The sequence below is a fragment of the Limnobaculum allomyrinae genome (genome assembly GCF_016649425.1).
GTDB classification, from domain to species: domain Bacteria; phylum Pseudomonadota; class Gammaproteobacteria; order Enterobacterales; family Enterobacteriaceae; genus Limnobaculum; species Limnobaculum allomyrinae.
Window position 1 is genome coordinate 120,863 of the sequence record NZ_JADRCR010000004.1, and the last position, 12,949, is coordinate 133,811.

The window sequence follows — 12,949 nt, forward strand, 5'->3', positions numbered from 1 at the left end:
TAACCGATAACTTTTTATTTAGATAAAAGAGTTTAATTTCCCTCTTAATGTATCATTGAATTTTTCGTAATCACACTGTTCTTGAGTATAGTGCAAAGCATTTTCGCTATATTTACGGTATTCATTTTTCTTAACAATGCTTTCTATGCCATTGGCATAATCAATATAAGAAGGAACTTTAAGCATCATCAGTTTATCGCTTAAAGGGTCATATCCTTGATGATTATAATGAATGTTTAATCCAGTTAGCTCGTTGTATTGTTCGAATGTCATGGTTGGAGTATACCCAAGCCCCGTTTCACCTGTTGTAATAACTTCTGGTTGTCCATCAATAAGGGGAAATATTACCGGGATTCCATTGTAAAGCGCTTCCATACAAGATAAACCAAAAGCTTCAGTTATTGGACTACTAATATAGAAGTCTATTTTTTGATAAAAATCAGCCAAATCATGTTGAAAACCCATAAAGATAACTTTGTCAGTTAAATTTAGCTTTTTAACTAATAATTTTAATCTCGCTTCCTGAGAACCTTGGCCCGCAATATATAGTGTTGTATCAATTCCTCTTCGATTGAGCTCAAGAGTTGTTAATATAGCAACACCAATAGCTTTAATTGGCTCCAGTCGTGAAGCTGTACCCAAAACGATATTCTCTTCCAGAGCTTCCTTTTGCTTTTTAATCTTATGAGGCGGAGGAATATTATTTGGAATAGTTTCTATTGGACAGCGCAAGTTAAATTTAAGTTGCAACATTCTTTGAGATGCTACAGATACAGAAATGCAACCATCTACCATAGAGAAGAAATTTAATGTCTTAGAATTTTTGCTAAAGTGCCATGAATTTCCATGATCGTAATAGATGATTTTTCCACACGAAGGTTTTTTATCCAGATTGGGGATCAGATCCCAAACAATAACCAGATCTGCTTTTTCTTTTTCAATCAATGTGCGAAGCAAACGCTTGCGTATAAATGATGGATATTTATACGCTCTATTTTGAAAAATTCGATAAGGGAAAATCACAGTATTTTTATCAATATGTTTGATGAGGTTATCACTTAACTCATTATTAATATTGATAATAATATCTTCATCACCGTCATTGATATTACTATTAACAAATTGGATAAGCATTTTTTCGGTGCCTGCCAGCCCATCCAAGTTAATTATATGTAGGCGCTTCATTTGAGATCCAATAAATAATTATAGATAATATCCGGTGATATAGATTCTATATTGTTAGCTCGTTTTACTGAAAGCTGATTTTTTCCATATCCCCCAATCAGCCCAGGATCTGTTGGTCCATACAGGGTGATATTGGGGCGGTCCAGTGCAGCTGTAAGATGGCTCAGTCCGGTATCCACAGAAACAACGGCTTTAGCTCCGGCCAACACATTTGCGATTTCTTCCAGGGGTAGTTTAGGTAAAACTTCAACATGTTGAAAGCCTTTCGCTAAACGTTTTGCTCTTTCGTGCTCATGAGGAGCACCCCAGGGAAGCTTAATTCTTAATCCAGAGTCTGCTGTAAGGGCAATCAACTCGCGCCAATGCTGCTCAGGCCAGTGTTTATCGTCACGGGTTGTGGCATGAAGAAAAACCAAATAGGTATTTGCATCTGCGGGAGGTGTTGCCAGAAATCGCCGGGCAATACCATAATCACCCTTTTGCTCTGGCTTTGGATAGCCGAGGCTGAGAGCAAACAGTTGTCGGGTGCGCTCAACGGCGTGTTGATTTTTAGGTATGGCGTGTTTTACATCATAAAACCAGCTGGCCAGCGGCTCTCTGGCACTATGGCGATCTTGCCCGTGCTTTGTTCCTTTGGCTTTTCGAGTAATTAAAAAGGCGCTTTTTATGAGCCCTTGTGCATCAATAATGGCGTCATAATGATGTGATTGTAATTGAGCAATGAATGCGGCTCTTTCCTTACGCGTATCAGCACTGAACCACGATTTTCTCCAGCGGCGTATGGCGACGGGAATAACCTGGTCAACTGCGTTATGCCAGCTTGGGATTTGTGCAAACCCCTCTTCGACTACCCAGTCAAAACGGATATTTGGGATTGCATTTTGTGCATCGGTAAGTGCAGGCAAAGTGTGCAAAACATCTCCCATTGAAGAGGTTTTGACGATCAGAACCCTCATTATTGGCTCTCCTTACTGGCTAGCAATAATTGGAGCTCAGTTAAAACCTGCTCAGGTTGAATATCAATTAAACTTTGGTGGTAGCCCTGTTGTGCATCACCTTTGCGTACTTTATGGTAACCGGTAATCAGGCGGATCACTTTGGCATCATGTGTGAGTGGTGGTGTGAAATCAGGGCTGCTTGGGCCATAAAGGGCGACTAAAGGTCTGTTGAGCGCTGCCGCGATATGCATTAACCCCGAGTCGTTACTAACAATGGCATGACAGGCGGCTATCAGAATAACGGCCTGCTCCAACTTAGTACTTCCGGCAAGATTATGGCACTGGTTTTGCAGATCTACCGGTAGCGCATGCACAATCTCCTCGCCAGCTGCCCTGTCTTTCTCTGAGCCGAACAGCACAATTTGATATCCCTGCTGGATCAGACTGTTAGCTAAAGTCGCATAATGATAATGAGGCCAGCGCTTTGCCGGGCCAAATTCAGCACCGGGGCAAAATCCAATAACAGGTCGGCTGTTACTTAGATTGAATTCAGCGGCAGTTGATTCAATCTCGGTTTGGCTAACATGGAGCTGAGGCCAAAGAATAGGCTGAGGGATATCCTCTGCACGAGAAATGCGTTGTTTTTTATAGGCTAAAGCCACATAGCGCTGAACCATCAATGGAAAGGCGGCCTTATCTAATACCCGAAGGTCGTTAAGCAGGCCGTATCTCATCTCTCCACGCCATCCGGTGCGCAGAGGAATTTGAGCAAAAAAAGGAACCAGAGCAGATTTAAATGAGTTTGGCAGAACAATAGCTTGCTGATATTGCTCCTGGCGTAATTGCTTGCCCAACTGACGACGTTCTCCAATGGCTAGTGCACCATGGCCTAAAGGCATTGGCACCGCTTTACTGACTTCGGGCATTCGGGCTAATAATGGTCGACACCAGGCAGGAGCCATTACATCTATTTCTATCGCCGGATTTTCTGCCTTTAAAGTACGATAAAGGCTTTGTGACATCATCATATCACCAACCCAGGATGGCCCGATAATCAGCGTTTTCATGCTTAATTCTGCTCCAGTTGTAAAACGACACGGCTACTGCATGGTTAAAATAAAAGCCCGGAGTCATTAACACAGGGCTTTTTATTGAGTGACTGTGTTATTTCAACTTTATAATTTATCTCTATTTAGCCAGGCCATATATTCTGCCACGCCTTCAGCAACCGTTTTGAAAGGTAGATCATAACCTGTTGCTTTTAATTTAGTAAGGTCAGCCTGAGTATAGGACTGGTAGCGGCCTTTCAAATGTTCAGGGAAGGGAATGTATTCAACATGTCCTTTTTTATGGAAAGCCAATACCGCGTCTGCAACTGCCTGGAATGATTCTGAGCGGCCGGTTCCACAGTTAAAGATGCCTGAGGCGCCATTTTTCCAGAACCAAAGGTTCATATTGGCTACGTCGCCCACATAGATAAAGTCGCGTTTAAACTGCTCGCTACCTGAGAATAACTTTGGATTTTCACCTTTATTTATTTGATTATTCAGATGAAAAGCAACGCTGGCCATGCTGCCCTTGTGGTTTTCCCGTGGCCCATACACGTTGAAATAGCGGAACCCGCAAATTTGGGATTCGGCCTGAGGCAAAATTTGACGAACATATTGGTCAAACAGGAACTTTGAATAACCATATACGTTAAGAGGCTGCTCAAATTGGCGATCTTCAACAAAGTTATCGCTACGTCCGCCGTAGGTGGCGGCAGAGGATGCATAGAGGAATGGAATGTGGCGATCCAGACAGAAGTGAAGCAGATCTTTGGAGTATTGATAGTTATTGTCCATCATATACTTACCATCCCACTCGGTGGTTGATGAGCAGGCGCCCTGATGGAAAACCGCGTCAATATCGCCTAAATCGTCACCGGCGAGAATATGGGCAAGAAAATCTTCTTTATCAATATAATCAGCAATTTCTAAGTCAACCAGATTGGCGAATTTAGTACCATCTTTCAGGTTATCGACCACCAGGATGTCCTGATATCCGGTATTGTTTAATGCTTTGATGATATTGCTGCCGATAAATCCAGCACCGCCGGTTACGATAATCATGGTTTCACCACTTGTTCCTAGATAAATTTATTGGGATGTTGTCTGTGTTAAACCGCACCCCGCGTTATTTTATGCCGACTGCATCAACATGGCTATCTGGCAGATAGACACTGGATATTATTCTCAGTTCCGTTGCAGATAATTAATGCTTTTTATTATCGTGTTGATACCAGGCTTTCAGGTATTTCATAAAACTGTACGCGACAGCGTAAGTTCCGGTAACAACGCCTACTTTGCCATCTTTCCAGCCATTTTTGAAAATATACCATTTCCAGAAAGAGCCAAAAGCGCTAAACAGCCCTCTGGCTAAAGACGGTTTAACCCGCTTATATTTAACCAGTCGGGTGGTATATCCATTCAGTTTATTAAACACTTCATGGATAGAGAAAAAGGTATCGTGCTTAACAAAGCCGGCGATCACGGCAGTACTTTTATAGCCCTCAGCAGCATCATCAACCGGGCGGCTATTGAAGCCAACACATTCACGATTAAATAATCTGACAGGATAGTCTGGCGAGGTGACGGGATAAATATTATGGACTTCTTTGCCCAAAACAAACCAGTGGCGGGAAATACGAAATGCCATATCAGGTGCAGGCATCGTCCCGTTCTTAATTTTCTTTATCTCTTCAACGGTTTTCTGGTCAATGATTTCATCACTGTCCATGCAAAGTACCCATTGGTTGCTGACCAATGAGATTGCATAGTTCATCTGTTCACCATGTGTGGTATAGGCCCGATAGACGGGTGTTACACCAAACCGCTGACAAATATCCAGAGTTTCATCGCTGCTTCCTGAATCTACAATAATTAATTCATCGGCGATTTCTTTCAGGGGCGAAAGTACATCTTCTAGTAAACGTGCGGAATTAAATGTTAGTACGCACACTGATAAAGGAAACATAACCTGACCGCCATTGGACTCAAAAAATAAATAGTAACGTAGCCGCTATTTTTGTTCAATTAAGGATAATTCATATGCTTAGATACGGTTCTCTCATCGGCGATTTTGTGTCGGAGGTAATGAGGACGCGGCTATTTGTGGCGCGACGCTACAATAGGCCAGATAAGAGTAGATTGACCATATTGCCGGTGATGTTCCAAAAATATTTTTGATAGTGCTATAAGTGGCCTGTGGATTGATTTTCTCAATGGATTCGGGTGCAGGACAGCGATGGCTCAGATCGACAGGAATAGTAACTGGTTTTTCTGGCGTCTCCACTTCAACCGGTTTAGGGTCGCGAGAGGGATAGGTTCGATGTGGCGCTGATGGCAATAAGTGGCTGACAGGCACAAGTACCACGTCTGGTGGTAATTGTGGAATCATTTGTTGCAACACGCTAATCGTCGAAGGGTGAGGATGACCAATAGCGATAGCTGAACCATTTTTTTGTGCCATTCTCACTGCCAGATTAAACTGTTTTTTTACTGCCGCTTCACTTTGGTCATCATCCAGAAAGACCTTTCTTTTTACTACCTGAACAGAAGTGCCCTCTGCAGCCTGACTTGATTTGGTGCTACCAATAGTCACACTATCGAGAAAGTACAGCTGATAGTGGCTAAGGGTTTTCATTACTAACTGCATAGCGCCTAAATCAGAGGTCATGGCGCTTCCCATATGATTATTCATTCCCTTTGCATGGGGAACGTTGCGTATTGCCTGAGCGATAATTCGCCGGATTTCTTCCACACTCATTCCCGGACGTAGTGTATCCCGTTCCAGAGGCTGCTTACTAATTGGAGCCATTGGCATATGGATTAGGATTTCATGCCCTGATTGATAGGCTTTTTGCGCCATTTCTTGGGATAGTGGTGCGTTGGGTAAGACGGCGACCGAAATAGCGGCTGGCATTTTCAGGATCTGCTCTTCGTTATGTTTACGATAGCCAAAGTCATCAATAACAATCGCCAGTCGGGCGGGGGCAGCTGAAAGCGTAAAGCTTAGGCACAATAAGCCGAGTACAGGGTGGATAAGATGTTTTAATAAAGTCACTACTATTTCCCAAGCCATGGTTGTGGGTTAACTGCTTGTCCCTGACGGCGAATTTCAAAATACAGCGAAGGTTCTCCCTGACCGCCACTGGTGCCAACCAGCGCAATTGGTTGACCCGCTTTAACCTGACTACCAACACTGACCAGTGCACTCTGGTTATAGCCATACAGGCTCATGTCACTTTTACCATGCTCGATAACAACAACCAGACCATAGCCTTGTAGCCAGTCAGCCAGTAATACCCGACCATCAGCAATGGCTCGAACTTCACTGCCTTCCGCAGCGTTAATAACCATACCTTTCCAGCGAAGCTCACCTTGCAATGCTTCACCAAACCGATGGCTTACTTGCCCTCTTACTGGCCATATCGCCTGAGCTGCCGGACGACCAAGTCCACCAGTACGCGCCATCAGAGAACGCTCTTCTTCTGTTGGTTTATACACTGAACCTGATTTTTGAGCCTGCTGTTGACGCACTCTTAGTTTTTCCGCTTCCCGTTGTTCGCGGGCAGCACGGGCTTTGGCTTCCCGTTCAGCTTTGGCTATTTGATCCCTTAAGCGGGATTCATTTTTCTTCAATTCCGCCAGTTTTTGCTGATCGGCTTGAATGGAAACATCCAAAGCACTTAAGGTTTTCTTACGAGCCTGGCGTACGGACTCCAGTTTTACCTGTTCGTCTTTTTGCTGGCCAAGCAGAGTTTTCTGCTCGGTCTGTTTGGTTTGTAACTTGGCTTTTTCCTGCTTCAGGTCGGTTTGTGTTTCTTTGAGTTCATCAATAGTTTTTTGACGAGCCTGATTCAGATAACCGTAATAGGCGAGGATCCTCTCGCTGCGTTGACTCTCTTCACTTTCCAGAATCAGTTGAAGCTCGGAGCTTTTTCCCAGTCGAAAAGCGGCATCCAGCTGTTTAGCCAGATACTCCTGCTGAGTATTTTGTTGTTTTTGCAGCCGTTTTATATTGTTGTTAAGGGTGCCGATTTCGCTACCTAAGGTATTTAGCGCCCCCTGGGTTTTGCGTAATATCAGGCTGGACTGAGCAATGGATTTCTCCTGCTCTTTAAGCTGCACATTAAGGTCTTCACGCTGTTTTTGCTGTAGTTTGACGTTTTTTTCTTTTTCAGCAATGTCTTGTAAAACGGAATTAAGCTGCTGCTTATTATTTTCGTCAGCATAGCCAGGATAAGAATAGAGAAGTGCGCCAGCACAGAGCAGGCTGGCGCAAATAACACTCAAACTGAAACGGTGGGTCGATACACGTGGTGCAGAGTCCTGTTTTGGTATCCGCACAATCGACCCCCTGATAGCTTGTGAATTGTGAAAAAAAATCGCTTCCTTCATGGAAGGCGATTATTTCACGATGAACAGCGGCTTACCAGTCATCTCTTGTGGAATTTCCATTCCCATCAGGCTGAGCATGGTTGGTGCAAGGTCAGACAGTTTGCCACCTTCGACGACCTGTGCTGACTTTCCTACATAAATTAATGGTACTGGCAGGCTGGTATGTGCCGTATGAGCCTGACCCGTTGCCGGATCGCGCATTTGTTCAGCATTACCATGGTCGGCAGTAACCAATAATTGTCCACCTACTTTTTCAACGGCGGCAACCACTTGACCAACACAGGCATCCAGCGTTTCTACGGCTTTAATCGCTGCTTCATATACACCGGTATGACCAACCATATCGCCGTTAGGGTAGTTACATATAATGGCGTCATATTTACCGCTTTCGATAGCCGCAACTAACTTCTCGGTGAGTTCTGCGGAACTCATTTCTGGTTGTAAGTCATAGGTAGCAACTTTAGGCGAATTCACCAGAATACGATCTTCACCGGTGAATGGATCTTCTACGCCGCCATTATAGAAAAATGTCACGTGGGCATATTTTTCTGTTTCTGAAATACGTAACTGAGTCTTATCGTGCTTCATCAGCCATTCACCAAAGGTATTAGTGAGTGAATCTGGTGGGTAAGCACATGCCGCTTTAATATCAGCCGCGTATTCTGTCAGCATGACAAACTCGCTGAACTTAACCACTTTATTACGTTTAAATCCGTCGAAGTCAGAATTGATAAAAGTACGAGTGATTTGACGAGCACGGTCAGCTCGGAAATTCATAAAAATTAATGCATCACCATCCTGCATCGCGGCAGAAGGTTCACCTGATTTTTGAATAACCGTCGGTTTAACAAACTCATCGTTTTCATCACGGCTGTATGCAGCCTGTAATCCAGAAACCGCATCTTCTGCGGTAAATTCGCCGTTGGCATCAGTCATCAGATCATAAGCAAGTTGCACACGATCCCAACGGTTATCGCGGTCCATTGCATAGTAACGGCCTACGATAGAAGCGATACGACCACAGCCCAGCTTTTCAAATTCTTGGGTGAATCGTTTCAGTGTTGATTGCGCACTACGGGGTGGGGTGTCGCGACCATCCAGAAAAGCATGCAGGTATACGGCTTTTGCGCCACGCTTTGCGGCTAATTCAATCATCGCCAGAATATGGTCTTCATGGCTGTGAACGCCACCAGGGGACATCAATCCCATAATGTGAACCGCTTTATTGGCTGCAACTGCGCCATCAACAGCGGAAGTTAATACCGGGTTGGTAAAGAAGTCACCATCTTTAATCTCTTTGTCCAGACGAGTGAGATCTTGATAAACGATGCGTCCGGCGCCCAGATTCACGTGGCCAACTTCAGAGTTACCCATTTGACCATCGGGTAAACCTACATCCAGACCAGAAGCAGCAATGAGTGTATGTGGGTAGTTCTTCCACAGATTATCCATCACGGGTTTTTTAGCATTAATGATGGCGTTATCCTGTTGTTCTTCCCGATAGCCATAACCATCAAGAATCACCAGAACCATGGGTTTTTTTGTGCTCGACATTCAAATAACCTCGTAAATAACATTGAAATTTTGCAGTACTTATTTCATATCCAATGTGCTTCTTATACCACATTGAGAACTTAGAGGTAACGATAGGTACAACCAGCATCGTCATTTGGCGGAGAATTTTACTACAGTCGGAGAAAAATAAGCGGAAAATCAGACTTTGATACCTGTTTTTACTCTTTTTCAATATGTTTCGCTGTAGACTCTTGGTAAAATTTTTAGAGATATGCCGTATTTTCTGCATTGCTAACCGTATTTTGGCTGTATTTGATGCAGTGCGAAGGTATACTCCATAACCTTGATTATTTAATCCCAAACAGCGGGAGTTGTTATTCTCCATGGAACAAGTTATGCAATTTGTTAGTAACCATCCGGTATTGAGTATTGCCTGGGTTGGGTTACTGATCGCTGTCATTTTTATGACGCTAAAAACAGCAACATCTAAAGTTAAAGATATCAGCAATTCGGATTTGACCCGGCTGATCAACTCAGAAGATGCCGTCGTTGTTGACACCCGTACTATCGATGATTTCCGTAAAGGGCATATTGTCGGTGCTATCAACTTAACGCCAACAGATATTAAAAATGGCACTCTTGCCGTTTTGGACAAACATAAAGAGCGTCCGGTGGTGGTACTGTGTGCTAATGGCACCAGTTCAAAAGAGCCGGCAGAAGCGTTGGTTAAAGAGGGCTTTACACAGGTATTCACTCTGAAAAATGGATTATCTGGCTGGAGTGGTGAAAACCTGCCATTGGTTCGCGGTAAGTAATAGTCGGTAAAACGGGATGAGCCCCATTTTACTGTTTGTCTCAATATTCCCGATTATTGCTTTATTTCAGCATGAGAAGGACATTTAACTTAAAGGTAATTTTTTATGTCAGAGCAAAGCAACCCAGAAATGGCGTTTCAAATCCAACGCATTTATACCAAAGACGTCTCTTTTGAAGCTCCAGCAGCACCGTTGATTTTTCAACAAGATTGGGATCCTCAGGTAAAACTGGATTTAGATACGGCTTCCAGCCAACTGGGCGATGGTGTATTTGAAGTGGTTTTACGCGTTACAGCAACAGCGATGCTGGGTGAAGATACTGCATTCTTATGTGAAGTCCAGCAAGCAGGTATCTTTAGCATCACTGGCCTGGATGATTCTCAGATGGCTCACTGCCTGGGTGCATACTGCCCGAACATTTTGTTCCCTTATGCTCGTGAATGCGTGTCTGCTCTGGTTTCTCGCGGTAGTTTCCCTCAATTGAATTTGGCGCCAGTTAACTTTGATGCGCTGTTCATGAACTATCTGCAACAGCAAGCCGAAGCTGAGCAAGGCGCTGCGCCGCATCAGGACGCGTAATGAAACAGGTCGATATGACTGTTATCGGTGCCGGCTCGTACGGCACCGCTTTAGCCATTACGCTGGCGCGTAATGGTCACTCGGTGGTGCTGTGGGGCCACGATCCTAAACATATTGCACAACTGCAACAGGACCGAAAGAATCAGGCATTTCTTCCGGATGTTCCATTCCCGGATACGTTACAGTTGCAGGCCGATCTCCAGCAGGCTATCAGTGTCAGTCAGGATATTCTGGTGGTTGTACCCAGTCATGTTTTTGGTGATGTCCTTCGCCAGATCAAACCGTTTTTACAGCCAAATGCGCGTATTGTCTGGGCAACTAAAGGGCTGGAAGCCGAAACCGGGCGTTTGTTGGCCGAAGTCGCCAGAGAAGCGTTAGGGGATGATATCCCTCTGGCTGTTATCTCCGGCCCCACTTTTGCTAAAGAGCTTGCCGCGGGTTTACCTACCGCAATCGCGGTGGCTTCATCGGATCCTCAGTTCACTGATGATCTGCAAAAGTTATTGCACTGCGGGAAGAGTTTCAGGGTTTACAGCAATCCGGACTTTATTGGCGTTCAGTTAGGCGGTGCGGTTAAAAACGTTATTGCGATTGGTGCCGGTATGTCTGACGGTATTGGCTTTGGTGCCAATGCCAGAACAGCATTAATAACCCGGGGTCTGGCAGAAATGAGTCGCTTAGGTGCCGCTTTGGGCGCAGATCCTGCCACCTTTATGGGCATGGCTGGATTAGGGGATCTGGTATTGACCTGTACGGATAACCAATCCCGTAACCGTCGTTTTGGCATTATGCTGGGCGAAGGAAAGAATGTTGAAGAAGCCCAAAACCTGATTGGTCAGGTGGTTGAAGGCTATCGTAATACCAAAGAAGTGTGGGTACTGGCTCAGCGCCATGGCGTAGAGATGCCAATTACTGAACAGATTTATCAGGTACTTTATGCCGGTAAAGATGCCCGGGAAGCGGCTATCACTCTACTCAGCAGAACCAGCAAAGATGAGAAAATAAAAGTCTAATTACCATCAGTATCCATTGTTTTTATTGGAACCAGAGGTGTAAGCAGGAGCTGGAAAATGTCATCAGAGTCAATGCAGGTCTGGAATGAGATAAAAGTTGAAGCGCGAAAACTGGTTGATTGTGAACCTATCCTTGCCAGTTTCTTTCATTCGACACTGTTGAATCATGAGTTTCTGGGGAATGCCCTGAGCTATATTCTGGCCAATAAATTGGCCAGTGCCACCATGCCGGCAATTTCCGTGCGGGAAATTATTGAAGCGGCAATTCAGTCTGATAACACCATTGTTGAATCTGCCGCTCGTGATATTTTGGCGGTACGTCAGCGCGATCCTGCGGTTGATAAATACTCAACGCCACTACTTTACCTTAAAGGTTTCCATGCATTGCAGGCCTATCGCGTGGGCCACTGGTTATGGCAGCAGAATCGTAAAGCACTGGCGATTTATCTGCAAAACCAAGTCTCTGTGGTGTTTGGGGTCGATATTCATCCGGCGGCGCGTATTGGTCACGGTATCATGCTGGATCACGCTACCGGCATTGTGATTGGTGAAACCGCCGTTGTAGATAACGATGTCTCTATTCTTCAATCTGTGACGTTGGGTGGTACCGGCAAAGAAGGTGGCGATCGTCATCCTAAGATCCGTGAAGGGGTGATGATTGGTGCAGGTGCTAAAATTCTTGGCAATATTGAAGTGGGAAGAGGCGCCAAAATTGGTGCGGGTTCTGTGGTGCTACAAGCGGTACCGCCTTATACCACGGTAGCAGGTGTACCGGCCCGAATTGTTGGGCGCTCAGGCTGCGATAAGCCTTCAATGGAAATGGATCAAAGCTTTAATGGCTTGAAGGGGGATATCGATCTCCCGGTTGATGATTAACCATTTGCCATCAGAATTGTTCAAATAGTTTATTTTTGCTGACCGGTTTTCCGGTCAGTTTCTATTCCCGATGTAATGCTCCCTGATAACCTAATTGCCTCCATGCTTCATACACCACCACTGAAACGGCATTTGACAGGTTCATACTGCGGCTGTTCGGTTGCATAGGAATGCGAATTTTTTGCTCTTTCGGCAGGTTATCCAAAACTTCCGCAGGTAAGCCACGCGTTTCAGGACCAAACAGCAGGTAATCGCCGGGCTGATATGATACTGCGCTGTGAGCCGGTGTTCCTTTGGTGGTCAGGGCAAATAGCCGGGCAGGATTTTCGTTAGCAACAAACGTCTGATAATTCTTATGGCGTTTGATAGCAGTAAACTCATGGTAATCCAGTCCGGCGCGGCGCAGACGTTTATCATCCCAGGTAAAACCCAGTGGTTCTATCAGATGTAGCTGGAATCCGGTATTTGCACACAGGCGGATAATGTTGCCGGTGTTTGGTGGTATTTCTGGTTCGAATAAAACAATATTTAACATGCGCCCCCCAATTCAGAGAGGCGCAGAATAGCAGATATTGAATCGCGCTAGA

Annotated in this window: 13 protein-coding genes; 4 read left to right on the forward strand and 9 right to left on the reverse strand. The window is 44.8% G+C overall.

Annotated elements, in window-relative coordinates; genetic code table 11:
* Window positions 1-18: 18 nt before the first annotated feature.
* The 8 genes from I2494_RS09465 to gpmM all read right to left on the reverse strand — a co-directional run bounded on the left by I2494_RS09465 (window position 19) and on the right by gpmM (window position 9,118).
* Window positions 19-1,185 carry a glycosyltransferase gene (locus tag I2494_RS09465; RefSeq protein WP_218466609.1) on the reverse strand — a complete coding sequence of 389 codons (1,167 nt, stop codon included), beginning with the start codon at window positions 1,183-1,185 and terminating at the stop codon, window positions 19-21.
* A complete protein-coding gene (gene rfaC, locus I2494_RS09470) occupies window positions 1,182-2,141 on the reverse strand; it encodes a lipopolysaccharide heptosyltransferase RfaC (RefSeq protein ID WP_218466610.1) in 960 nt (319 codons plus the stop codon). Before rfaC ends, I2494_RS09465 begins: the two co-directional genes overlap by 4 nt.
* On the reverse strand, window positions 2,141-3,190 hold the full coding sequence (rfaF, locus tag I2494_RS09475; RefSeq protein WP_218466611.1) for an ADP-heptose--LPS heptosyltransferase RfaF: 1,050 nt from the start codon (window positions 3,188-3,190) through the stop codon (window positions 2,141-2,143). The genes rfaC and rfaF overlap by 1 nt, the downstream gene beginning before the upstream one ends.
* A gap of 108 nt (window positions 3,191-3,298) precedes the next feature.
* Window positions 3,299-4,234, reverse strand: a complete 936-nt coding sequence (rfaD, locus tag I2494_RS09480) for an ADP-glyceromanno-heptose 6-epimerase (RefSeq protein ID WP_218466612.1) — start codon at window positions 4,232-4,234, stop codon at window positions 3,299-3,301.
* Between the two features lie 142 nt (window positions 4,235-4,376).
* Window positions 4,377-5,138: a glycosyltransferase family 2 protein gene (locus I2494_RS09485; protein ID WP_218466613.1), complete on the reverse strand. Its 762-nt coding sequence runs from the start codon at window positions 5,136-5,138 to the stop codon at window positions 4,377-4,379.
* A 93-nt stretch (window positions 5,139-5,231) separates the two neighbouring features.
* The gene (locus tag I2494_RS09490) at window positions 5,232-6,206 is read right to left on the reverse strand and encodes a divergent polysaccharide deacetylase family protein (protein WP_407657895.1); all 975 of its coding nucleotides are present in this window, start codon (window positions 6,204-6,206) and stop codon (window positions 5,232-5,234) included.
* A gap of 23 nt (window positions 6,207-6,229) precedes the next feature.
* A complete protein-coding gene (gene envC, locus I2494_RS09495) occupies window positions 6,230-7,528 on the reverse strand; it encodes a murein hydrolase activator EnvC (RefSeq protein WP_407657896.1) in 1,299 nt (432 codons plus the stop codon).
* A gap of 45 nt (window positions 7,529-7,573) precedes the next feature.
* On the reverse strand, window positions 7,574-9,118 hold the full coding sequence (gpmM, locus tag I2494_RS09500; protein ID WP_218466616.1) for a 2,3-bisphosphoglycerate-independent phosphoglycerate mutase: 1,545 nt from the start codon (window positions 9,116-9,118) through the stop codon (window positions 7,574-7,576).
* 344 nt (window positions 9,119-9,462) lie between these two features.
* Between gpmM and I2494_RS09505 the strand changes: the two genes are divergently transcribed.
* The 4 genes from I2494_RS09505 (at window position 9,463) to cysE (ending at window position 12,362) form a co-directional block, all read left to right on the forward strand.
* Entirely contained in the window at window positions 9,463-9,894 is a 432-nt protein-coding gene (locus tag I2494_RS09505; RefSeq protein ID WP_218466617.1) for a rhodanese-like domain-containing protein, read from the forward strand.
* Window positions 9,895-9,999: 105 nt separating this feature from the next.
* Entirely contained in the window at window positions 10,000-10,473 is a 474-nt protein-coding gene (secB, locus tag I2494_RS09510; RefSeq protein ID WP_218466618.1) for a protein-export chaperone SecB, read from the forward strand.
* Window positions 10,473-11,486: an NAD(P)H-dependent glycerol-3-phosphate dehydrogenase gene (gene gpsA, locus I2494_RS09515; protein WP_218466619.1), complete on the forward strand. Its 1,014-nt coding sequence runs from the start codon at window positions 10,473-10,475 to the stop codon at window positions 11,484-11,486. The genes secB and gpsA overlap by 1 nt, the downstream gene beginning before the upstream one ends.
* Before the next feature lie 57 nt (window positions 11,487-11,543).
* Window positions 11,544-12,362: a serine O-acetyltransferase gene (gene cysE / locus I2494_RS09520; RefSeq protein ID WP_218466620.1), complete on the forward strand. Its 819-nt coding sequence runs from the start codon at window positions 11,544-11,546 to the stop codon at window positions 12,360-12,362.
* A gap of 61 nt (window positions 12,363-12,423) precedes the next feature.
* Here cysE and trmL read toward each other — a convergent pair whose 3' ends face one another.
* A complete protein-coding gene (gene trmL, locus I2494_RS09525) occupies window positions 12,424-12,897 on the reverse strand; it encodes a tRNA (uridine(34)/cytosine(34)/5-carboxymethylaminomethyluridine(34)-2'-O)-methyltransferase TrmL (protein ID WP_218466621.1) in 474 nt (157 codons plus the stop codon).
* Window positions 12,898-12,949 lie beyond the last annotated feature (52 nt).